Origin of the sequence: Pseudoalteromonas sp. S1608, from assembly GCF_005887265.1 — a bacterium.
Lineage (GTDB): Bacteria > Pseudomonadota > Gammaproteobacteria > Enterobacterales > Alteromonadaceae > Pseudoalteromonas > Pseudoalteromonas undina.
The window spans coordinates 1-23,460 of sequence record NZ_PNDK01000039.1; the positions used below are offsets into that span (position 1 = coordinate 1).

A 23,460-nucleotide genomic window follows, 5' to 3' on the forward strand; every position below is an offset into this window, starting at 1 on the left:
CAGTGGGGTCGCATTATAGGGAGATCCGAAAACAGATCAACCCTTTTTTGAAGAAAACTTGAAATAAATGACTGTTCGAACAAAAATACAACTAAAAGCTCATTTTAACCACTAAAAACTCCGCGAAAGCCGGATTAACTAACTCACTTTAAGTTTCCAACCGCATTTTTTTTGATACTTAATCTCTTGATTTAGCTCACTTGCCATCAATGGGTGGTTTTTTAACCAGTTATTTTCAAATTGAATCACTAACTCTTCATTCTCAGCTGTTATCTTAAAGTTTGGCAACACATCATCTTGTCGACGCATAGATAAAATAACGGCAATACGTAATAGTCGAACCATATATGCGGCAACAATACTATGTACACCTAGATGATCTAAGCATCCCTTTTGAAGGTCCCAGCGATGACTATTAGCTATAGCAACGATCACTTTGTGTTCTGATTGTGAAAAACCGGGCATATCGGTATTTTCTAAGATATAAGCGGTATGTTTGTGGTACTGCTTATACTCTATTAATAAACCTATTTCATGCAGCTGCGCGACGGCATTCAAAAGCGGTAATCCGTTTTGTGCTTCAATCGGCCAATACTGACTGACTTCATTAGCTAACAGTGCAGCTAAACTTGATACTCTAGATGCTTGCTTTTGATCAACATGATAACGGTTCATAAAACCATCAATGGTACGTTGGCGAATGTCGGTATTATGTAGCTCCGGTAGCATGCTATATAAAACACCTTCACGCAGAGCACCACCCGCTAACCCCATTTGTTCTATTTCTAGTGACTCAAACAGTGCAATTAAAATAGCCAGCCCAGATACAAACACTAACCGTCGCTCTTCACTTAACCCAGGCAAGTCGAGTTCAGCTATTGTTTTATAAGCTATGGATTGTTGTTTGATGGTGTAGAGCTTTTCAAGAGTGAGCAATTCATTTAAATGTTGCGCCACCATAATTTCTTGAATAGCTTGCACTGTACCTGACGCACCAGAGGCAAGTTGCCAACCAGCCGTTTTATATTCAGGTGCTATTTCATCAATAACATTTCGTGCTGCTTTTATTGCAGCATTAAAGTTTGCTTCATTTAACTGACAATCTTTAAAGTAGCGTTCGAGGAAAGTCACACAGCCGATATTAAGGCTTTTATAGTGACGTGCTTCAAAACCTTGGCCAATAACAACCTCGGTACTCGCCCCACCAATATCAATAACCAGCTGTTTGCCAGTACATGAAGAGGTATGCGCAACCCCTTTATAAATAGTTCGCGCTTCTAGCTCGCCACTAATAACATTAACTTTATGCCCTAATATTTCTTCTGCACGTAGTTTAAAGTCGTCAGCGTTGGTTGCTAAGCGAAGTGTTGCAGTGGCAACAATGGTGATGTTTTGCGTAGGAATATCTTGCAACCGCTCTGCAAACAAGGCCAAACACTCCCAACCTCGTTGCATAGCCTCTAAGCTCAATAAATTATTATTATCAAGCCCAGCTGCGAGTCTTACTTTACGTTTGACGCGCCCTATAGTTTGCAGGCCGCCCGCCATTGATTTAGCAATAAGCATATGAAAGCTATTTGAGCCTAAATCAATGACTGCATATACATTTTTTTGCGGTTTAAGTTGCCCCACCGTTCAAAAACCTCTAGTTACAAATACAATCAAACTAACGGTCGGTTAAGACCGTCCTTTTTGGTAACCATTATTTGGGCGACGTCCGTTGTTATTACTACGATTACGTGGACCAGTAGAAAAATTACGTTTTCTATGAATAGTCGGCTTCGTTAAATCATCTAGCAATGCACTTTTATCGTAATGTGATAATGGAATGCTGTGCTCAATGTATTCTTCAATTTCATGAAGGTTATAAGCATATTGCTCACACGCAAAGCTAATTGCATGACCTGAAGCGCCTGCTCGAGCTGTACGACCAATGCGGTGAACGTAATCTTCGCAATCGTCAGGTAAGTCAAAATTAAATACATGACTTACTTCTGGAATATGCAAACCACGTGCAGCAACATCGGTAGCCACTAAAAAGTCTAGCTCGCCTTTACTAAATTGCGCGAGTATTGACTGGCGTTTCTTTTGGTTTACATCACCGGTGAGCATGCCCACACGATGTCCGTCTGCTTTTAACCATGCATATACGGTTTCACAGCTATGCTTGGTATTAGCAAAAACAATGGCTTTCTCAGGCCATTCTTCTTCAATCAAGGTTAACAACAGCTTAATTTTATCTTCTTGTGAAGGATGAAATAGCTCTTCTTGAATACGTTTACCTGTTTTTACATCGGGCTCTATTTGCACATGCTCAGGGTTGGTCATGTGTTCAAATGCAAGCTCTTGCACACGATACGATAGCGTAGCAGAGAATAATAAGTTTAAACGCTCTGACGTATCTGGCATACGACGGAACATATAACGAATATCTTTAATAAAACCTAAATCGAACATACGATCGGCTTCATCTAGCACGACTACCTCAATTTCATTAAGGGTGTAACAGCCTTGCTTATATAAATCGATTAGGCGACCTGTGGTGCCAATTAAAATATCAACGCCTTTTTCTAGTTGTGCACGTTGTTTTTCGTAATCTTCGCCACCATATACTAAACCTAAGTTAAGATTACAGTGCGGCGCTAAAATTTTTGCATCTTTGTGTATCTGAATCGCAAGCTCCCGAGTTGGGGCCATGATCAGGGCTCTTGGATGTTTACTAGGTGCTTTGCTAGATTGTAATAACCGGTGGCACGTGGCAGTTAAAAATGCCAACGTTTTGCCAGTACCTGTTTGTGCTTGGCCCGCAATATCGCGCCCTTCACAAATAAAAGGTAGGCATTTAGCTTGAATGGGTGTGCAATATTCAAACCCACTTTCGGTTAACCCGGCAACCACTTCCGGTGCAATAGCAAAGTCTGAAAACTTTTTATCGGTCAAATGTGTCTTAGTCATAGCGTTTAAGCATAACGTTTAAACTTGCAATAAGAAACAAGAGTGTTTAAATACGCACTAAATATTTCGCCTAACTAAACCGGAGAGCGCAATGAGCGAGAAAATAATCCAAATTACCGACGATAGCTTTGAAGCTGACGTATTACAATCAGACAAACCTGTACTAGTAGACTTTTGGGCAGAATGGTGCGGACCGTGTAAGATGATCGCCCCAATTCTAAGCGAAGTTGCTGATGAGTTTGATGGCCGTGTAACTATCACTAAATTAAACATTGACCAAAATGCAGGCACACCACCAAAGTTTGGTATTCGTGGTATCCCTACACTACTACTTTTCAAAGATGGTCAAGTAGCTGCAACTAAAGTAGGCGCACTATCAAAAACACAATTAGTTGAGTTTTTAGAAAATAACATCTAATAAGTGTTAATTAAAAAAGGGCTCTCAGCCCTTTTTTATAATTTATTTTGCAGAAGTACTGGACGCTGCTGTAATGACCTGCTAGTTTATAAAGCCAACTAATCCTTAGTTATATTCAACGAACCTCACTCAACGATCTAATAAAGCGATTTTGAGTATGACAACTGTAATAAAGAACCCACCAATATGCATTTACGCGAATTAAAAGACAAGTCTATAAAAGAGCTTGTAAACCAAGCTGAGTCCATGGGGCTCGAAAACGTAGCCCGTTTGAGAAAGCAAGATATCATTTTTGCAATTCTTAAATCACACGCCAAAGGCGGAGAGAATATCTTCGGTGGTGGTGTTTTAGAAATTTTGCAAGATGGTTTTGGCTTTCTAAGATCATCAGAAGCTTCTTACTTAGCAGGCCCAGATGATATTTATGTATCTCCGAGTCAAATTCGCCGCTTTAGTATGCGTACTGGCGACTCTATTTCAGGTCTTATTCGTCCACCAAAAGACGGTGAGCGTTACTTTGCTTTGCTTAAAGTAAATGAAGTTAACTTTGATAAACCTGAAAACTCTCGCACTAAAATCCTTTTTGAAAACCTAACTCCACTTCATGCAAACGAACGTTTTCGTATGGAACGCGGTAACGGCAGTAAAGAAGATATTACTGCACGAGTTCTTGATTTAGCATCACCAATTGGCCGCGGCCAACGTGGATTATTAGTAGCACCGCCAAAAGCGGGTAAAACAATGTTGCTACAAAATATTGCGCAATCAATCACACATAACCATCCTGACGTTACATTAATGGTTTTACTTATTGATGAACGCCCGGAAGAAGTTACTGAGATGCAACGCCTAGTAAAAGGTGAAGTTATTGCATCAACATTCGATGAGCCAGCTTCTCGCCACGTGCAAGTTGCGGAAATGGTTATCGAAAAAGCAAAGCGCTTAGTTGAGCATAAAAAAGACGTTGTTATTTTACTTGATTCAATCACCCGTTTAGCACGTGCATATAACACGGTTATTCCATCATCAGGTAAAGTACTAACCGGTGGTGTAGATGCTAATGCGCTACATAAACCTAAGCGTTTCTTTGGGGCTGCACGTAACGTTGAAGAAGGCGGTAGCTTAACAATTATTGCGACGGCGCTTATTGATACCGGCTCTAAAATGGATGAAGTTATCTACGAAGAGTTCAAAGGTACAGGTAACATGGAACTACACCTTAACCGTAAAATTGCGGAAAAACGTGTATTCCCAGCTATCGACTTTAATCGCTCTGGTACACGTCGTGAAGAATTACTCACTAAGCCAGATGAACTACAAAAGCTGTGGATTTTACGTAAAATAGTACATGACATGTCAGAAATTGACGCCATGGAATTTTTAATTGATAAACTATCGATGAGTAAAACCAACGATGAGTTTTTTGATTCGATGAAACGTAAGTAAGCTAAACTCTAGTTAAATCAACGTTTTTAAATAAAAAAGACACCAAATGGTGTCTTTTTTGTTTTCAGAGTAGATTTACTTATTCGTATTTTTTAAACAGTGCCTGTAAGTTATTGACTAATGTTGTTAGCCTTTGCGTATTTATTTGTGGCTGAAGTAATTCATCGTCTAGCGCTTTTGCCGCTAAGGCTATGTCTTTAAACTCGAACATTTGTGCCGCCCCTAACACTCGATGGCTATCTTTTTGTAGCGCCTGATAATCAGCATCTTTAAAGTGTAGCTCAATAAGCTCGCTTTCTTCGGCTAGACTTTGTTGAAAGCTCGTTACTAAATCACTCATATCAACATGAACCTGCTCAGTTGATACCTCTGTATTTTCAGCATTTAAGTATTTTGCTAGCACAGTATAAAAAGACTCTTTATCGATTGGCTTTGCTAAATAGTCACTAAAACCAAGTGATAAGTAGTGGTCAATCTCGTGGCTCATGGCATTGGCCGTTAATGCTAAAATAGGCTGCTCATAACCACATTGCTTGAGTAGTTCAAACGCAGAAATACCGTCCATAACAGGCATTTGAATATCTAACAGTACTAAATCTGGGTATAGCTTTAAACTTTGTTCTACTGCTTGCTCACCGTTTTCAACGGCAATCACTTCCAGCCCAAGAGAATGTAAATAACGACTGATCAGTTTGCGGTTATCACTGTGATCTTCAGCAAGCACCACCTTACCCGATAATAATCTGTGTCGCTCATCTGACTTTGCCGGCTGATCGTCATTGCAAACTTGCTCTTCAACTTGTATACAGGGCAAATAAAATGAAAACTCACTGCCTTTTTTAAACTCACTCTGCACACTTATATAGCCACCCATCATCGCCGCTAATTGCTGCGACAAGCTCAAACCTAGTCCTGTGCCACCAAAACGTCGACTAATACTGTTATCGGCTTGGCTAAAACACTCAAAAATAAGTTTAAGTTGGGATGAGCTCATGCCAATCCCAGTGTCTTTAATCGAAAAGAGTAACCCTTGCTCGGTTTTACTAACACCAATAGTTACTTGCCCTTTATGAGTAAACTTAATGGCATTAGCACATAAATTAATAAGAATTTGTTTTACTCGCGTTAAATCTAATCGCGTAAAATAGGATTTTTCTAACTGACAGTCTAAAACTAACGATAAACCTTTCGCTTTAGTTTGAGGAGAAAACATAGCGTGAATATCGTTGATAAGCTTCACCACACCAAAACAACTAATATTAAGTTCTAACCGGTTTGCCTCTATCTTACTTAAGTCCAACACATCATTAATCAAGCTTTTTAAATGCTCACTTTGACGTTGTATTACTCTAAGCTCATCTTGTAACTGTTCCGGCTTGTATAGACCATTAATAAGATCATCAGTTTGTGCCAAAATAGCAGTTAACGGTGTTCTTATTTCATGGCTTATATTCGCTAAAAACTGGCTTTTCACCTCGTTTGCTTCACGTAGCTCTTGTGCCACACTTTGTAGCTCTTTGGTACGCTGTTCAACTTGTTCGCTTAACTTTAACTTAGCTTGTTTTTCTGTTCGGCGCTTATAAACAGCAATTACCGTAATTAAAATTAATATGGCAACAATCACCAACAAAAACGTTAACTGTGAACGTTTAGCTATTTGCAATTCTTGTAAGTATTGTTGTTGTTTTAATTGTTTAATTTCTTGGTTTAGCTGATTCGATTCAAACTGGATTTGAAATTGACTGACCGCTTTTGAGGCTTCTTCAGTATTCACACTACGCTGATAATCAACGTACTGTTGGTGTAAATTTAGCGCTTTTTCATAATCCCCTAAGCTCGCATTTATTAGTGCTTCAATTCCTAAGCCATCTTTAATACGCATGCCATTATTGTACTCTTTGGCAAGGGTAATTGAGTGCTCTGAGGTTTGTTTAGCACTTTGCGTATCACCTTGTACAAATTGAACAATCGACAACACATGTAAAGCTGCCGCTAATAAAGACTTATTATCTGCCTCTATTGCAAATTGTTGGCCCGCATTAGCGTGATAAAAGGCAACATCAAATTTATTTAGCTTAAGGTTGATGGTGGCTAAGTTTGTATGCTTGGTAGAAAGTTGAAACGCATTATTAACGCTTTGATAGTAACGTAAGGCCAACTGATTATAATGCAGTGCTAATTGGTACTGTCTCGATTCTGTGTACGCCACCCCCATATTACCGTATGCTTGGGCAACACCGTCTTCATCGCCAAGTTCTTGAAAAACTTTTAAAACCTCACGGTACATCTCAAGAGCTGACTCATATCGAGAGAGACGAATATAAATACCAGCAATATTATGTAATATATCGGCCTTATCTTGTGCGCTCCCCTCTTTTTCATAAATTACTTTGGCTTGCTGATAATAATCAAGAGCTAGCTCCATGTTATACATATCAAAATAAGCAAGCCCGATATTACTAAGTAAATTAGCCTGTTTTATCGGACTTTTAAGCGCAATTGCGATGTTTAACGCGCGGCTATAATCAACGACCGCTTGTTGCACTAACCCTTGATAATAAAGCACAACTCCTTGCATTTTAATCGCACGAAAGAAAAGTTTAGGCTGATCTTTTAACGTACTATTGGTCTCTAGCAATTTAAAATATTTTAGTGCATTGGCTAAATCACTTTGCGCAAACGCCAGCTCAGCTAAATCGCTATAAATAGTAATGCGTTGTAAATTTGGAACATCAGGGTTCGATAAGATATCGGTTGCAAGGCGATGCTTTTCAGGCCATTCTTGTTCAAGATTAAACTGCTCAAACAAACTTGGCTGCTCATTTGATAAAGCGTCATTTGAGGCACTACTTAAAACAGCCAAAAGGCCAATAAAGCAGATGCGCTTTAACTGAGTCAGCATAAAAATATCCTTAAATCCTTGCTAGCCATAACAAAACGACACCCAAACCAAGTATAAACATCTAATTTAGACCAATTCAAAACAGGCACTCACGCCCACTCCTTGGGGTTTAATGTTATTTGGGTATATGATAATTTATCCAAGATACACTAATTAATAGATTGTAAACAATGCTTAACCCTCTGATAGATGAGATTTTTGAACTATTAATCAATAAAAAAGTGTGGATGGTTCATACTTTAGCATCTGAGTTAAAACAACGTGGGTTTCTTGATACTTTAGCTGCCGAGCCTGAGCGCGACCTATTTAAGCGCAATTTTTTAATTATGAATGCGCTTTATCAACTTCAACAGCAATTAATGCCAAAACAACAATTAGTCGTTAAAAGCTTACATATTGAACTTGTAAACAGTTCCAGTTATAACCAACTACATCCTAACGATCCACTACGCGACTATTATTTAAACTGGCAAAATTTTGAAACATCTACGGATGAAGTCAAGGCGTTATTAGATAGCTTTTGGCAGCAATTTAGTAGGCCTACTTATCGCGAAATTCCACTGAGTAATGAGCAGCAACAACAACTGCTGGTGCGTTGGCAATTAACATCGCCAGTCACACTAAAAGCATTACAAAAGCGTTGGCGACAACTTGCAGTGCAGCATCATCCAGATAAACAAGGAGGTGACAATGAGGTGTTTAAACAACTAAAAATAGAGTATGAGCAACTCAAGGCGAGTTGCTCAGATTAGATCGAGAGTTAACGCGTTAGCCGACGAGCACGAATTTTACGTCCTTTAATATTACCTTCGGTTAATTTGCGTAACGCTGGTTTAGATGAGTTACGCTCTACCGCAACAAATGCCACGTTATCAAGTACGTTGATTTTACCAACTTGGCGCCCAGCAACACCGTCTTTTCCGGTTAATGCGCCTAAAATATCACCCGCGCGCACTTTTTGCTTTTTGCCTGCATCTATCATCAGCGTCACCATTTCAGGTTTGTATGGCGGCTTATCTAGTAGGTTATAAGATGGCATTGGCTCAGGAGTAAAGTCACGCTCGTAATGGTCGCCAATTTGAGCCACTTTAAATTGCTCTGCCTCACCATAAATAGAACACGCAATCCCTTTTTTACCTGCTCGCCCTGTACGGCCAACACGATGTACATGAGTTTGTGGATCGTGAGCTAAGTGATAGTTAATCACCATGTCCATGTCATCAATATCTAAGCCTCGTGCAGCTACATCGGTAGCCACTAAAATAGACGCACTCTTATTCGCAAAATGAATCAGTGTACGCTCACGGTCACGCTGCTCTAAATCACCATGCAGTGCCACCGCACTAAAACCTTCATCGGCTAAATCATCACATACTTGCTGCGTTTCAACCTTGGTATTACAAAAAACCACACAGCTTTGCGGGGTAAATTTAAGAAGTAACAGCTTAAGCGTTGGATAACGCTGTTTATTATTATCCATTTTGTAGAAGTATTGCTTAATCGTGCTTTTTTCTTGCTGCTCTTCTACTTTAATCATTTCTGGATTACTAAGTACACGCTTAGCAATAGCTTCAATTGATTTTGGAAAAGTAGCACTAAATAACAACGTTTGACGATTGGTTGGAATGCGATCAATTATGGCATCTAGGGTGTCTTGAAAACCCATATCAAGCATTTGGTCGGCTTCATCAAGTACCAGAGTTTCAACATCATCTAAACGCAATGTACCTTTGCGAATATGATCGTCAACTCGCCCCGGTGTACCCACAATAATATGTGCACCATGTTCGAGTGAACCAATTTGCGGCCCAATTGAAACTCCACCACACAAAGTTAAAATCTTAATGTTATGAATACCACGCGCTAGTTTACGCATCTCAACCGCCACTTGCTCTGCAAGCTCACGAGTTGGGCATAATACTAGCGACTGAATACGAAAGCGTTTTACATTTAGCTTGGCTAAAACGCCTAAACTAAATGCCGCTGTTTTACCTGAGCCTGTTTTGGCTTGGGCAATAATATCTTTGCCACTTAAAACAGGCGGTAGGCTTTGCGCCTGTACAGGCGTCATTTGGGTGTAGCCAAGCGTTGATAAATTATCAACTAACCCTGAAGGTAAGGCCAACGATGAAAAAGCAGTTGCAGTCACAGTAAATTCCATAGCAAAAAATAACTTGAGAAAAGTCTCAATTAATATGCGGCTAATAATAGCAGAATTAACAATTAGCAACCATTAGCAACGTACGATTAAAAGTTGCAATAAAGATATTGCAAATGATAGTTGTTTTCATTAAGATCTGCGGCGTTTTACTACTCTAATAATTCTAAGCCGGAAGCCACTAATGAAACTTAACCCTCTTTTTATTGCACTTTTAGCCAGCACCTCTGCAAATGCATTTGCCAACACCACAAATATAGAGCGCATTGAAGTTAAAGGTAGCTACTTCAACGACTACAAAGTAGATAATGCCAGTGGGGCAATGAGAACCTCAACCTCATTACTCGATACCGCACAGTCAGTTACCGTAATCACTGACACAATCGTTAATGAGCAACTAGCAACCACTCTTGGTGAAGTATTGACCAATGATGCTAGTTTAACTGCAGGGTCTAAACAACGAAACAGAGAAGTATTTAACTTACGTGGTTTTCAATTAAGCTCATCAACCGGCTACCTGCGTGATGGCCACCAGCATTGGTCTCATTACCAACAACCCATTGAAATTTTAGAGCAAGTAGAAGTTATTAAAGGCCCTTCAAGTATTTTGTATGGGCAATCAGGCCCCGGTGGCCTAGTTAACATGGTAACTAAAAAGCCAACTGCACAAACGCTATTTAGTGCCAGTGCCGATGTTGACCAACATGGTTCAACTCGCTTTATGCTTGATGCTGGCGGCGCACTCACCGAGGCTGAAGATTTACGTGCCCGTGGTGTATTAGTAAAACAAGATGTTGAATACTGGCGAGAATACCAAAATGGTGATAACCGCGAACGCGATCGCTTTTTAGGTGCCTTAGTGGTTGATTACGATATTAGCGATAATGCCCTAGTACGTGTACATTATGATCGCACTGATGACGAAGCAGGCTTAGATACTGGCGCTTGGATAGATAATGATGCCAACATTATTGGCGATGACAAAACAATTCGTGATATGTCATGGGCCTTTACCGATATTACTGTTGAAAACATGGGTATTGATTTCAAAGTATTTTTAACCGATAACTGGCAAGTAAATTTAGGCTACAATGAGCAAACGTTTGAACGCCAGCGCTTTGAGTCAGCACCAAGTAAGCCAAGTGACTTTATCGAAGGTGATAGTTACCCGTCACATCCTTACGATCGCTTTGATGATTGGCAGTTTAAAACTGCTTTTATTGACTTCATTGGCGAATTTGAAACAGTGGGTGTTCATCATCAATTACTCATTGGTGCTAACTCGCTTGATTATTATTATAGACAAATGCGTACAGTGCCTTCTCGTGAAGATTACATATATTTTTCTGCTGGTCAAAAAGAATCGGCCCGCCCAAATATCAGCTATAAAACACCGGATAGAACAAGCGAAACAGAATACGACTACTACGGGATTTATATCCAAGATTTAATTTCATTCTCACCAGAATGGCAACTATCGCTAGGTGGTCGTTACGATAAACAAAGTAAAGAAAACAGCAATAACGAATCGTTCGTACCTAAAGTTGGTGTACTTTACCATCCAAATGCCTCTGCAACTGTTTATGCAAGTTACTCAGAAGGATTTGAGCCGCAAAACGAAACATTAGTAAATGATAAAGATGTTAATAACGGTATGAAGCTCGATGCTATTACCTCTGAGCAAAAGGAAATTGGGGTGAAATGGCAACTGTTTGATGATCGATTAATGCTTAGCGGTGCCTTATTTGACATTAGCAAAACAGGCACCTTAGTGAGTGAAGATCTTGTTAACCCTATCGGTGATATAACCAGCATCACCACGCAGGCAGGTGAGCAACGCCATAAAGGTTTTGAGCTTGCTGCTCAAGGTGCTGCAACTGACCGTTTATTTGTCATGGCATCAACCATGTATTTAGATGCTAACTATGAGCGTGATGAAAAATTAGAGGGCAAACGCCCTACTGATGCTCCAAAATGGTCTGCCTCTTTATGGACACGTTATGAACTCAATGACGCTGTTGCTTTTAATGCAGGTGCGTTCTACGAAGGAGAGCGTTTTGCTGATAACGCTAACACCGTAACAAAAGAGGGTTATACTCGTGTTGATATTGGCGCAACCTACAAGCTTAACTTAAATAACAACGATATTAACTTACGTTTAAATATTGAGAACTTATTCGATAAAAACTACCTAGCCGGTGGCGGTTTAAATAACGTTACCGTAGGTGAAGGCACAAGTGTGCGTTTAGCTGCACAATTTAGCTTCTAAGCTGATTCTCTACAAAGCCCATATTAAAAAGTATGGGCTATATAAACTAATCCTATATGACATAATTACTTACAGTTTGCTGCTTTACTAATTTATCACTTGCTCTAAAGTTGTAAATTAACAAGGAGCCTTATTATGTTGCTTTTCAATACTAGTCAGTCATTCCCTCATTTTACACACGTTCAGTGCTGCCCCGACTGCAACAACAACAGCTATCACTTAGTTAATCAAAGTCGCTTTTTACGCTTTACCATTTTTCCTATATTTCCGATCAAGTTAAGCTATAAACGCGAGTGCTATCAATGCGGACATAGTGAGGCTATCAACATTAAGACGTTACCTCTGTTTGAAAAACTTAGCCTACCAAAATACTGTATTGGATTAATTTTATTACTATGGGGGGCGTTATTTTTTTATCAAAAGCACCTCAACACTGAAGCACTAAAACAAAGCTATTTAACCTCCCCAAAAGCTTATGATACCTATTTAGTTAAAGCCGATAAGTTCACTCACGAACCATGGACACTCACTAATTTAAAAGTTGCGCAAGTACTCAGCTTTGATGAGCAATTTATAACGTTTCAGGTGAGTAATTACAGCTATAAGCGCACTAGTGCCATTACCACAGCGATGCGTGCAAGTTTATTAGTACAAAGAGATTACTTTTCTTCTCAAACTATTACTCTGCCTCGTAATGAAATAAAACGTTTATACGAAGATGACATTATATTTGACGTGCTACGCCCACAAGCATATTCACTTTATGGCGGGTTTGTGATGTTTCCACCTAAACCTAAACCTCTTTATAAAGGCTTAAAGCTCGATGAGAATAATCAGCAAGGGATTATTTACTATAAAGATAAGCAATATAACGAAGCGCTTGAAAGCTTTAACCTAGCAGCAAACTCAGGCTCACAATGGGGTCAACTAAATCTTGCTCAAATGTATCGTGATGGACAAGGTACAAAAAAGAACATTCAGCAGGCGATTTATTGGTATAAAAAAGCTATTGCTCAAGGTAATAGCAAAGCTAAATACGAACTTGAGCAACTATGCAAAACAACTCAGTGCGAATAAAATAAAGTAGCGTTACCACCGCTACTTATTTGCTTTAAATAACTTAGTATAAGTGACATGCGCAATCACAAGAACCAAACCAGCACCTATTCCTAACAGTCCGTCAAATACTAAAGGGGCTAGTATTTCTCCTGTGCTACCAGCAACCGACTGCGCATAATGAGTTACATCCACTTGGGTATGATGCAAAAGCTCAATTGCGTGTACTAAAATTCCACCACCCACTAAAAACATTGCCACTGTGCCCGCAAAGGCTAAAAACTGCATTAACCGTGGGGCTGCAGCTAATAAGGCTTTACCGAGTAATTCTTTAAACTTACTTGCGGAGAGTTTGGATTGATTAAGTAAATATAAGCCCGCATCATCAAGCTTTACAATCCCTGCTACCAGTCCATAAACACCAATTGTCATAATGATGGCAATCACACTCAATACCAGCGCCTGGTTCATTAATGTCGCCCCTGCGACCGTGCCTAATGTAATAACAATAATTTCGGCGGAAAGAATAAAATCAGTACGAATGGCGCCTTTAACTTTTTGTTTTTCATACTCTGCCAGGTCTAAATTTTCAGCACCTTCTGTCGCTTCTGCATGATGAGATAAAAATATTTTTTCTGCGCCTTCAAAACATAAAAATAAGCCACCTATCATTAAAAGTGGAGTAATTAGCCAAGGCAACCACACACTAATTAATAACGCAGCAGGGACTAATATGGCTTTATTTAAAAACGACCCCTTTGCCACTGCCCATACAACGGGCAGCTCCCTATCAGCAGTAACCCCAGTAACTTGCTGAGCATTAAGTGCCAAATCATCACCAAGTACTCCGGCTGTTTTCTTTGTCGCAACTTTACTCATGGTCGCAATATCATCCAGCAAAGTCGTTATATCATCCAGTAATGTTAAAAGGTTGGTGCCAGCCATGAAATTTCCTAACTAAAAATAAGATCTTAAACATAACGTAAAGCTATATTTTCACCAACGGTTAATTTAGCTTTGTTAAGCTCTTAATTAAACAAGGGACTCAATAAGGCACAGCCAATGAAACACGCTATCGTTATTATTGCTCTAATAGCTTTGACTGCATGCAATAAGCAGCCAGTTACAAATAACTATGTTTGCGATAACGCACCTGCAAAACTTGATATTATTAGCAACAAGCAAGCAAAGCTGAGCTTTTATGATCATGATTACATATTGAATCATGAGGTGAGTGCTTCAGGCAGTAAATACATTAATCAAGAGGTGTTATTTTGGAGTAAAGGAGAGCAAGCAATGCTAATAATTAACGGCAAAAAATACCAATGCAGCAGCAATTAACCAATAACTAACATCAAATTAAAAAACTTGCTACACTAACAAAAGTCTTAATATTGTTGATAAAGTTATGCAATCTCTCGCTATAAAACATAAAATAATTTTAGCCTTTTCAGCCATTGGCTTGTTAATGCTTACTAGCTGCATATTTTTTTACTGGTCGCTAAATCAAATTAATATCACTAACACACGTATAGAAGCGTTGGCAGTGCCTGTACAACAAGCCAGTAAAGACCTTCGTTTATCACTCCTTTCTATCACTAAATTTAATGCCATTGCTTATAGCCAAACTAAACTTAATTTACTGCTGGAAAATAAAAAGCAGGCACACGCTGAACAAACGCAGTTTTTTAGTAAATTAGAAACACTAAAAGCACAAGTTGCCCAGCAGCAAGGTATGCAAACACTTCTTACAGCTATTAACAAAGACTTCGCCCAGCTAAATACAATAAGCAACCAAATGCTTGCAGCAAAAGAGCAACGATTTAAGGCGCAAAGCTCAGCCGCAGCACTAACAATTACGTTTAATGAACAGCTTCGTGAACTCAGTAACCGCTTGCTTGATATAGAGCTCATAAACGTTGAGAGCAACCAGCAATCACTTTTGAATGCAGTATTTGGCACTGCGACTCGTGTTGATGATTTATTATTTACTTTAAATAATAATGTCAAAGGGATTGGGCAAATAACAACTTCAGAAAATATAAACGATCATCAGCAAGATACCTCTTTTTTACTCGATAATATTAAATCTAATCTTAGTTACTTAGAGCAACAAGCCGCCCCAATTGCTAATAAACTCAACGCTAATGAGCTAATTACAGCGTTTAACGATTTAAGCAGCTTATTAAATAATCCTGATGGGCTTTATGCATTGCAAAATGCTGTGCTCAATAATAAAGATAAAGTTGATCAGCGGTTTGAAAGCTTTCAACAGGCATTTATTAGTATTGAAAGTCAACTGATTGAGCTTAATAAACTGGCTGACATACGCTTTAACTCCCTACAAGAGAGCGCTAAGTCAGCGATTAATACCGGCTCTAGTTTAGTGATTATTATTGCGTTTGTTTTAATTGCTTTGCTGATTATTATTTCAGTTTTTACTACTAACGCCATGCTAAAACCGCTTAAAAAGGTAAACAAAGAACTTGCTCACATAGCCTCAGGTGACTTTTCTAAGCGTAGCAACCCCCGCAGTAAAGATGAATTTGGTACTCTGATGCATAACACTAATAAGCTTTGTGATGATTTAACTCACTTAATAAAAGCCATTAGTAACGATGCTTACGAACTAGATAATTCAGCTATTCAAACCAGCGAAAAAGGCCAGCAAATGACCATTGTTGCTAAGCAACAGCTGGAACGTAGTGCACAAGCAACCTCATTAGCACAGCAAATGTTGCAAAGTTCTCAAGCCGTACACGAACAAGCGCAAAGCACCTCTAATGAAATTACTAATGCCTCGCAATTTGCCAATGACGTTAACGACATTGCAAATAATAATAGCCAAAGCATTGAAGCACTTTTAAGCCGCTTAGATAGAGCAGTAAGCAGTACAGAAGAACTAGCTCAATATACGCAACTAATTGGTGCCATTGTCGATACCATTAGCAGTATTGCAGAGCAAACTAACTTACTGGCACTTAATGCCGCAATTGAAGCGGCACGTGCTGGTGAACATGGTCGAGGTTTTGCCGTAGTAGCCGATGAAGTACGCTCGCTTGCAGCCCGCACACAAAGTTCTACAAGCGAAATTACCACCATGATTAACACTCTACAGCAGCATACTCAAACCACTCAAACTGAAATAAATGATGGCCAACAACAGGCTAAGCATTGCGTTGAAAACAGTACTGAACTAAATAGTGCCGTTGAGCGTATTAAGAGCACGCTGGTATCGGTTAATGCCATGAGTAAAGAGATTGCAAGTGCCTCACATGAACAACTGGCAAACAGCACCGATATTCAACAAATAATGGCTAAGGTAACCGAGCAGGCCACCTTAAATGCCAACAATGCAACGACCCTAGCAAGCGAAAGTGAAGACGTTAACCAACTTGCACACTCACTAAAAGGTGCAGTAGAGCGCTTTAAGTTTTAAGCGCAGCTAATGACTTGGCTTGTATGAACTGGGTATAATACTTTTAACTTTTTGCTAAGTAACGGCCCACAATGAAATACAAAGATCTGCGCGATTTTATCGATTTACTTGAGAAACGAGGCGAGTTAAAACGCATCAGCCAAGAAATCGACCCGTATCTTGAGATGACCGAAATTGCTGACCGCACACTGCGTGCCGAAGGCCCTGCTTTATTATTTGAAAACCCTAAAGGGTACGACATTCCCGTTTTAGCTAACTTGTTTGGTACCCCAAAGCGTGTAGCTATGGGTATGGGCCAAGAAGATGTGAGTGAATTACGTGAAGTTGGAAAATTACTCGCATTTCTAAAAGAGCCTGAGCCGCCAAAAGGCATTAAAGAAGCGCTCGGACAAATTCCGGTATTCAAGCAAGTACTTAATATGCCGGCTAAAGAAGTTAAAAAAGCCCCCTGCCAACAAGTTATTTTACAAGGTGACGACGTTGACTTAACTAAGTTTCCTATTCAGCACTGCTGGCCTGGCGATGCTGCACCTTTGATTACTTGGGGTTTAACCGTTACCAAAGGACCTCACAAAAAGCGCCAAAATTTAGGGATTTATCGTCAACAGCTATTGGGTAAAAATAAAATCATTATGCGTTGGTTATCTCATCGCGGTGGCGCGCTTGATTTTCAAGAGTGGTGTAAAGAACACCCTGGCCAGCCCTACCCTGTTTCGGTGGCATTAGGTGCAGATCCTGCGACTATTTTAGGCGCTGTTACCCCCGTTCCAGATACGTTAAGCGAATATGCCTTTGCAGGTTTACTACGTGGTAGTAAAACTGAAGTAGTTAAGTCAATCTCGAATGATTTACAAGTACCAGCCAGTGCAGAAATCGTACTTGAAGGGCATATTATGCCTGGAGAAATGGCGCCGGAAGGTCCATATGGCGACCACACAGGCTACTACAATGAAGTCGACGACTTCCCTGTTATGACAGTCACTCATATTACACATCGTAAAGACCCTATTTACCATAGTACTTTTACTGGCCGTCCGCCGGATGAGCCTGCGATTTTAGGGGTGGCATTAAACGAAGTATTCGTACCAATCTTACAAAAGCAATTTCCAGAAATTATCGATTTTTATTTACCGCCAGAAGGTTGTTCGTACCGTATGGCCGTGGTAACAATGAAAAAACAATATCCAGGTCACGCCAAGCGCGTAATGATGGGGGTTTGGTCATTCCTACGACAATTTATGTACACTAAGTTTGTTATTGTCTGTGATGATGATATTAACGCTAGAGATTGGAACGATGTGATTTGGGCTATCACTACTCGTATGGACCCTGCGCGCGACACGACGTTAATTGAAAACACGCCAATTGATTATTTAGATTTTGCATCGCCCGTATCTGGCCTAGGTTCAAAAATGGGTATGGATGCAACAAATAAATGGCCTGGCGAAACAACCCGTGAATGGGGCGAACCTATTGTAATGGATCAAGCCACTAAGGATCGAGTTGATGAGCTTTGGGATAGCTTAGATATTCTTTAACGACTTTGGTCTAGGGCCTCTAGGCTATAAACTCACCCTGCGGATATGCTATTATTGCTCAAATAAAGTGCGTATCCGCTAATTTAAGGTAAAACATGCAAACATTACTCGCTGAAGTTGTTTCTATCAGCCCACTAACAGAATTTGTTCATAAAGTTATTTTAAAGCCGCAACAGCCTGTAGCATTTGAAGCTGGTCAATATTTACAGTTGGTTTTAGGTGAAAAAGATAAACGTGCGTTTTCAATCGCGAGTCGCCCCTCACAAACTGATGCATTAGAATTACACATTGGCGCATCAAACGCAGACTCTTACGCGATGCAATCATTAGAACACCTTCGTAGTGCCCACAACGAGAACCAAACCGTAACTATTGAAGCAGGTTTAGGTATTTCTCAGCTGCGTTTGCAGTGTGAGCGTCCAATTATTTTACTCGCCGGCGGTACTGGTTTTTCTTACGCAAAGTCAATGGCCGAGCATTTAGCTGAAATCAACTGTGAGCGCCCGGTGCTATTTTACTGGGGAGTAAAAGAAGAGTCGGCGCTATATGCACATACCGAAATGCAAGCATGGGCAGATAGCCGTGAAAACTTTAAATTTATTCCTGTAGTAGAGCATCCTACCGACAGCTGGACTGGCCACACTGGTTATGTTCATAAAGCGGTGATGAACGATATCATCTCGTTAGAACCTTACGATATTTACATGGCAGGTCGTTTTGACATGATTGGCATAGTACGTGATGATTTTATAAATCATGGCGCCACTCGTGAAAACATGTACGCAGATGCATTCGCGTTTATAAAGTAACATTAGCGCATTATTTTAAGGCACCTTAGGGTGCCTTAATTGTTTTAATTGCTAGCACTGTGATTGTTATTACCTATTAAGCTCATCAACATAAACAATTTCCTAAAATCCAATCTATAAACCATACTTTGTACAGAACATTAAGCGGGAGAAACCTAAATGTTAAATACAAAAGTAAAAGATTTTATGCAACATAAGTTGCCTCATATCACCCCTAATACAGAAATGACCACAGCCATAGCAGAGCTAGAAAAATTTAAACTACTAGGCGCGCCGGTATTTGATGATAATAAGGTGCTCGTTGGCTTTATCTCAGAGCAAGAATTACTTAAACCCTTAATGCAAAGTAGTTATTTTTGTGATGGTATGGTTAAAGTATCGCAGTTGATGCAAAAAGATGTGGTAACCGTGAACGGCGATACCAATATTATGGAATTAGCAGAACAAATGAAGCCTGGTAAGCCTAAAAATTACCCCGTGATCGATGGCGGTGTAGTGGTAGGTATGATCAGCCGTGCCGATATATTAAAAGCACTTTATAATAATTACGTTAGTTGTAATACGCACATATAAAAAAATGCCACTGTAAACAGTGGCATTTTTAATTATATAACCTGAACTCTGGATAATATAAGCAACTTAACGCTGTGCGACTTTAGCTTTAAGTGCGCTTTTATCAGCGTCACTTAAATAGGCAATTTCAAGCGCATTCGCTTGCGCTTTTTCCATATCGGCTTGTGACAAACCTGCTTTGGGTGCTGCCACTGCGTACTCGTACTCAATTTCAATGCCTTCAACAGCTGGGTCATCCGTGTTAAGACAAGCTAAAATACCATGATCTAAAAACTGCTTAAGTGGGTGTTTGGTTAAATCATTCACTGTACTGGTTTGAATATTACTGGTTAAGCACGATTCAATACCAATACGGTTATCGCGTAAATAATCCATTAGTTTTGGATCTTCAATCGCTTTAACACCATGGCCTATTCTGCTTGCGCCAAGCTCGTTTAATGCTTGCCAAATACTTGAAGCACCTAACGCTTCACCAGCATGCACAGTAACAGCCAAATATGCATCACGTACTTGCTTAAAATGATCAACAAACAACTCGCCAGGATAACCAATTTCATCACCGGCCAAATCCACTGCAACCAAATCATTTTTAAAGGCAAGTAACGCGTCCAACTCGTGCTGACAGGTTTTAACTCCGTATGTACGAGACAAAATACCAATTAAGTTTGCTTTTATATCAGTATCTTTTGTTGCACTTCGGATACCATCAACCACTGCTTCAACAACGCCTTGAGGGTGTAACCCTTGGCTTTGAGCCATATAATAAGGACTAAAACGCAGCTCTACATAATCAAGACCCTGCGCTTGCGCATCTTCAATGTTTTCTATCGCAATACGTCTACAGGCATCGTAATCGCCTAGTACCGTCACTCCCCAATCAAGCTTTTGTAAAAATGCCATTAAGTTTGGCTCAGGATCAATAACCTGAACATGAGGAATAAGTGCTTCAACATTGTCCGCTGGTAAAGCGATATTAAACTGACGACCAAGTTCTAGTATGGTTTGCGCGCGTACATTACCATCTAAATGACGGTGAATATCTAGCAAAGGTATTTTTCTATTGATCATAATAGCTACTCGGTTGAATTAAAATTGCGCGAATGATACGCAGGTACAGTAATATTTCAAGTGTAGAATACTTAAAATAGCGCTTGGAGGTCTTATGTCTGCTTTTTATATAAAAAGAGTTAACGTGATAAATAAAACCAAATCATTTTAAACAGTGCATCTGCATCAATCGGTTTTGTTATATAGTTATCCATCCCCACGTTAATCGCTTTTTTAGCATCTTCTTCGTGCGCATTAGCAGATAGGCCAATAATAGGTAAATCTAAAAACCCTAATTCATTACGAATCACTTTCGTTGCCTTTAAGCCATCCATTTGTGGCATTTGAATATCCATTAATACTAAGTCGTATCTTTTATCGCTTAGCATTTTAATCGCTTCAAGTCCGTTATTAGCAATATCAACAACACCCTGCTTGGTTTCTAAAATAGCGGTAGCCACATGTTGATTTAATGGGTTATCTTCAACGAGTAGTAAGCGATACTTCGCCAGTGATAGGTTGCTTATATCTATTTTATCTAACTTACCTGAATAATATTGTGCTTTAGGTAACGGAGAATGAAGCGGTAAACTAAAGGTAAAAGTAGAGCCGTGACCTTCACTACTTTTTAAATCAATTGCTCCTCCCATCAGCTCCACTAATTTTTTACAAATACTTAAACCAAGCCCTGTGCCACCAAACTGGCGTGAGGTTGAACTATCAGCCTGAGAGAATGGGTTAAATAGCTGTTTTTGTGCCTCCTCACTAATTCCAATCCCCGTATCATTGACACTAAAATAAGTCATTTTTGCTGACTGCCAAATCTTTAATGTGACACTGCCCTTAGCAGTAAACTTAACGGCATTATTTAATAAGTTCAGCAGCACCTGCTTTAAACGAATAGGATCGGTATTAACAACTAAAGGAGCATCATGATCAACCTCAACTTGCAGTGACAAAGGCTTATTACTGACCTCAAACTGCATTAAACTCATAACTTCTTTTGCTAGAGACTTTAGCTCCACAGGTTCCTGCACTAACTCAAGTTTACCCGCCTCCATTTTTGAAAAATCGAGCACATCATTAAGCACTCTCAATAATACGCTGACCGCACCATCAGCTTGCTCTATGTAAGATTTTGCTAGTGGCCAGTCCCGCTGTTGCAGTGCTAAGTAATGCATGCCTTTAATACCATTAATTGGGGTACGAATTTCGTGGCTCATATTGGCTAAAAACTGACTTTTTATCTCACTGGCTTTATCGGCTTTTTGCTTTTCCTGACGCAAAGTCAGCGTTTGCTTTGCCACTTGTTCGCGTATACGAACATTGGTGGCGACCACTGAAATTAAAAACATAATCAATAGCCAAACAAATAACATTCCCACTATCTGTGCTAACCAATAAATAAGCCAGGTTGACTCCGTCTTAGGTTGGTATATTTCTACCTGCCATAACCGATGGCCAATTAACAACTGATAATCTTTTAGCAACGTCATTGAGTCATGCTCAACGCTATAAAGAGCCTGTTTATTATCTACTTTATTTATATCAGTAAAGCTAATCGCGACTTCGCCACTACTATCAAATGAAAGTACCTGCGACAACTTAGCTAAGTTAACGAGTGCAATCACAAATCCTTTGAAATCCCCTTCAATATCAGGAGCACCAAATACAGGAGAAATAAAAAGCACGCTTAATTCATCATCTGTAGGGGCTAACTTAAATGGTTTACTCAGTACCAACTCATTAAGAATTTTTGCTTTATTAAGGGCATCGCGAATATCTATATCAGAGCTCAAATCGAAGCCCAACAAATCTTGCGTGTTCTTTATAGGATAAATGTATTTTATGGGGTAATAAGAATTGCTAAAGGGTGCTTGTTGCCACTGTCCATTCGCCATTCTTTGCTTTATAACGATACTTTTGTCCCATTCAGCAGGATCATTAATAGACTTGGCAGTAATCATTGGTACCCAATTTAACGCTAAAATCTCTTCACTATAGCTCAACTGCTTAGAGGTGAAATGATTAAACTCATCGAGGCTAACTTGATCACTACTTGCTAAAAATGCACCTAACAAAGATAGATGAGCAGCCACTTCATCTAACTTCTGATTAATGGCACTTTGCGTCATCAGTACTTTGGCGTCTTGTTTTTGAAGGTCTTTTTGTTTTTTTACACTGGCCGCGCCATAAAAACTAATACTGATAATGGCGTAAATAAGTAACGCAGGTAAAATAACTTGTAGCCGATGACGCAACTGCGAATAGTTAAATATGGCCAGTACTAAAGGGGTAAAAATCAGCACCCCAATTGAGTCACCTATCCACCAAGTAATAAAGGTACTGATGACATCAGATGTGCTAATAAAATGATTTAAAACAAGTAGACTAGTTCCTGCTCCAGCAGCTATGACACAACATAGCGGCCCACCAATCACCAAGCTTTGAATACTAAGTTTTAAAGAAGATAAATTAAGGGGAGCTTTAATGACTTTGGTAATAAGGAATGCACCAAGCCAAGCCTGAAAAAATATGGCGCAACTAACCCCGAGGGATTGGATTAATATTTGCCAATTTAAGATATCGGCGGAGTTATCTAAGTGAATTAAATTAACAAAAACCGCACCGGCAAAAATGCCAGCATAAGCGCGACGCCCCCATAGTAAAAAGCTTGCCAGCGCAATACCAGCCGGAGGCCAAGAGGCAACCGCATAACCGTTAACGGCGAATAAAAAGTTACTTAGATAACCACTAAAGAAATAAGCGCATGCGAGGCTAAAAGATAATGTAAATACATTTTTCACAACCGTCGCTCCTGCGCTTTTATTATTGATTTATAACTATAAT

General features: G+C 39.6%; 17 protein-coding genes. 10 read left to right on the forward strand and 7 right to left on the reverse strand.

Features of this window, described 5'->3' with window-relative positions; all coding sequences use genetic code 11:
- Positions 1-138 precede the first annotated feature (138 nt).
- Together gppA and rhlB are read right to left on the reverse strand one after the other, a co-directional pair.
- Positions 139-1,632, reverse strand: a complete 1,494-nt coding sequence (gene gppA, locus CWB75_RS14665) for a guanosine-5'-triphosphate,3'-diphosphate diphosphatase (RefSeq protein ID WP_138571047.1) — start codon at positions 1,630-1,632, stop codon at positions 139-141.
- A 45-nt stretch (positions 1,633-1,677) separates the two neighbouring features.
- A complete protein-coding gene (gene rhlB / locus CWB75_RS14670; protein ID WP_010392673.1) occupies positions 1,678-2,955 on the reverse strand; it encodes an ATP-dependent RNA helicase RhlB in 1,278 nt (425 codons plus the stop codon).
- A gap of 91 nt (positions 2,956-3,046) precedes the next feature.
- Between rhlB and trxA the strand changes: the two genes are divergently transcribed.
- Together trxA and rho are read left to right on the forward strand one after the other, a co-directional pair.
- Positions 3,047-3,373: a thioredoxin TrxA gene (trxA, locus tag CWB75_RS14675; protein ID WP_008109071.1), complete on the forward strand. Its 327-nt coding sequence runs from the start codon at positions 3,047-3,049 to the stop codon at positions 3,371-3,373.
- Between the two features lie 186 nt (positions 3,374-3,559).
- Positions 3,560-4,819 (forward strand): transcription termination factor Rho, encoded by a 1,260-nt coding sequence (rho, locus tag CWB75_RS14680; RefSeq protein ID WP_010392671.1) that lies wholly within the window; start codon positions 3,560-3,562, stop codon positions 4,817-4,819.
- Between the two features lie 79 nt (positions 4,820-4,898).
- On the opposite strand, the gene CWB75_RS14685 is transcribed toward rho, so the two are convergent.
- A complete protein-coding gene (locus CWB75_RS14685; protein WP_138571048.1) occupies positions 4,899-7,721 on the reverse strand; it encodes a tetratricopeptide repeat protein in 2,823 nt (940 codons plus the stop codon).
- 170 nt (positions 7,722-7,891) lie between these two features.
- On the opposite strand from CWB75_RS14685, the gene CWB75_RS14690 reads away from it, so the two are divergent.
- Positions 7,892-8,473, forward strand: a complete 582-nt coding sequence (locus CWB75_RS14690) for a DNA-J related domain-containing protein (protein ID WP_138571049.1) — start codon at positions 7,892-7,894, stop codon at positions 8,471-8,473.
- 8 nt (positions 8,474-8,481) lie between these two features.
- Here the strand turns inward: CWB75_RS14690 and dbpA are convergent, their stop codons facing one another.
- On the reverse strand, positions 8,482-9,870 hold the full coding sequence (gene dbpA, locus CWB75_RS14695; protein WP_054202866.1) for an ATP-dependent RNA helicase DbpA: 1,389 nt from the start codon (positions 9,868-9,870) through the stop codon (positions 8,482-8,484).
- Between the two features lie 193 nt (positions 9,871-10,063).
- Between dbpA and CWB75_RS14700 the strand changes: the two genes are divergently transcribed.
- Both CWB75_RS14700 and CWB75_RS14705 read left to right on the forward strand, forming a co-directional pair.
- The gene (locus CWB75_RS14700) at positions 10,064-12,148 is read left to right on the forward strand and encodes a TonB-dependent siderophore receptor (protein ID WP_138571050.1); all 2,085 of its coding nucleotides are present in this window, start codon (positions 10,064-10,066) and stop codon (positions 12,146-12,148) included.
- 135 nt (positions 12,149-12,283) lie between these two features.
- A complete protein-coding gene (locus CWB75_RS14705; RefSeq protein WP_010392665.1) occupies positions 12,284-13,225 on the forward strand; it encodes a tetratricopeptide repeat protein in 942 nt (313 codons plus the stop codon).
- A gap of 21 nt (positions 13,226-13,246) precedes the next feature.
- On the opposite strand, the gene CWB75_RS14710 is transcribed toward CWB75_RS14705, so the two are convergent.
- Positions 13,247-14,149, reverse strand: coding sequence for a DUF808 domain-containing protein (locus tag CWB75_RS14710; protein WP_138571051.1), 903 nt, complete (start codon positions 14,147-14,149; stop codon positions 13,247-13,249).
- Positions 14,150-14,266: 117 nt separating this feature from the next.
- Between CWB75_RS14710 and CWB75_RS14715 the strand changes: the two genes are divergently transcribed.
- The 5 genes from CWB75_RS14715 to CWB75_RS14735 all read left to right on the forward strand — a co-directional run bounded on the left by CWB75_RS14715 (position 14,267) and on the right by CWB75_RS14735 (position 19,563).
- Positions 14,267-14,545 (forward strand): MliC family protein, encoded by a 279-nt coding sequence (locus CWB75_RS14715; RefSeq protein WP_010392663.1) that lies wholly within the window; start codon positions 14,267-14,269, stop codon positions 14,543-14,545.
- Between the two features lie 67 nt (positions 14,546-14,612).
- Positions 14,613-16,643, forward strand: a complete 2,031-nt coding sequence (locus CWB75_RS14720; protein WP_138571052.1) for a methyl-accepting chemotaxis protein — start codon at positions 14,613-14,615, stop codon at positions 16,641-16,643.
- 71 nt (positions 16,644-16,714) lie between these two features.
- On the forward strand, positions 16,715-18,181 hold the full coding sequence (gene ubiD, locus CWB75_RS14725) for a 4-hydroxy-3-polyprenylbenzoate decarboxylase (protein WP_138571053.1): 1,467 nt from the start codon (positions 16,715-16,717) through the stop codon (positions 18,179-18,181).
- A 95-nt stretch (positions 18,182-18,276) separates the two neighbouring features.
- Positions 18,277-18,990: an NAD(P)H-flavin reductase gene (gene fre / locus CWB75_RS14730; RefSeq protein WP_010392658.1), complete on the forward strand. Its 714-nt coding sequence runs from the start codon at positions 18,277-18,279 to the stop codon at positions 18,988-18,990.
- A gap of 159 nt (positions 18,991-19,149) precedes the next feature.
- Positions 19,150-19,563: a CBS domain-containing protein gene (locus CWB75_RS14735; protein ID WP_138571054.1), complete on the forward strand. Its 414-nt coding sequence runs from the start codon at positions 19,150-19,152 to the stop codon at positions 19,561-19,563.
- A gap of 66 nt (positions 19,564-19,629) precedes the next feature.
- Here the strand turns inward: CWB75_RS14735 and add are convergent, their stop codons facing one another.
- Together add and CWB75_RS14745 are read right to left on the reverse strand one after the other, a co-directional pair.
- Positions 19,630-20,631 carry an adenosine deaminase gene (add, locus tag CWB75_RS14740; RefSeq protein ID WP_138571055.1) on the reverse strand — a complete coding sequence of 334 codons (1,002 nt, stop codon included), beginning with the start codon at positions 20,629-20,631 and terminating at the stop codon, positions 19,630-19,632.
- 119 nt (positions 20,632-20,750) lie between these two features.
- Positions 20,751-23,417, reverse strand: a complete 2,667-nt coding sequence (locus CWB75_RS14745; RefSeq protein WP_138571056.1) for an ATP-binding protein — start codon at positions 23,415-23,417, stop codon at positions 20,751-20,753.
- Positions 23,418-23,460 lie beyond the last annotated feature (43 nt).

Excerpts from the sequence above, each read along its gene's own strand:
- rhlB (WP_010392673.1), bottom strand. The coding sequence starts at position 2,955 with ATGACTAAGACACATTTGACCGATAAAAAGTTTTCAGACTTTGCTATT.
- trxA (WP_008109071.1), top strand. The coding sequence starts at position 3,047 with ATGAGCGAGAAAATAATCCAAATTACCGACGATAGCTTTGAAGCTGAC.
- rho (WP_010392671.1), top strand. The coding sequence starts at position 3,560 with ATGCATTTACGCGAATTAAAAGACAAGTCTATAAAAGAGCTTGTAAAC.
- CWB75_RS14685 (WP_138571048.1), bottom strand. The coding sequence starts at position 7,721 with ATGCTGACTCAGTTAAAGCGCATCTGCTTTATTGGCCTTTTGGCTGTT.
- CWB75_RS14690 (WP_138571049.1), top strand. The coding sequence starts at position 7,892 with ATGCTTAACCCTCTGATAGATGAGATTTTTGAACTATTAATCAATAAA.
- CWB75_RS14700 (WP_138571050.1), top strand. The coding sequence starts at position 10,064 with ATGAAACTTAACCCTCTTTTTATTGCACTTTTAGCCAGCACCTCTGCA.
- CWB75_RS14705 (WP_010392665.1), top strand. The coding sequence starts at position 12,284 with ATGTTGCTTTTCAATACTAGTCAGTCATTCCCTCATTTTACACACGTT.
- CWB75_RS14710 (WP_138571051.1), bottom strand. The coding sequence starts at position 14,149 with ATGGCTGGCACCAACCTTTTAACATTACTGGATGATATAACGACTTTG.
- CWB75_RS14715 (WP_010392663.1), top strand. The coding sequence starts at position 14,267 with ATGAAACACGCTATCGTTATTATTGCTCTAATAGCTTTGACTGCATGC.
- CWB75_RS14720 (WP_138571052.1), top strand. The coding sequence starts at position 14,613 with ATGCAATCTCTCGCTATAAAACATAAAATAATTTTAGCCTTTTCAGCC.
- ubiD (WP_138571053.1), top strand. The coding sequence starts at position 16,715 with ATGAAATACAAAGATCTGCGCGATTTTATCGATTTACTTGAGAAACGA.
- fre (WP_010392658.1), top strand. The coding sequence starts at position 18,277 with ATGCAAACATTACTCGCTGAAGTTGTTTCTATCAGCCCACTAACAGAA.
- CWB75_RS14735 (WP_138571054.1), top strand. The coding sequence starts at position 19,150 with ATGTTAAATACAAAAGTAAAAGATTTTATGCAACATAAGTTGCCTCAT.
- add (WP_138571055.1), bottom strand. The coding sequence starts at position 20,631 with ATGATCAATAGAAAAATACCTTTGCTAGATATTCACCGTCATTTAGAT.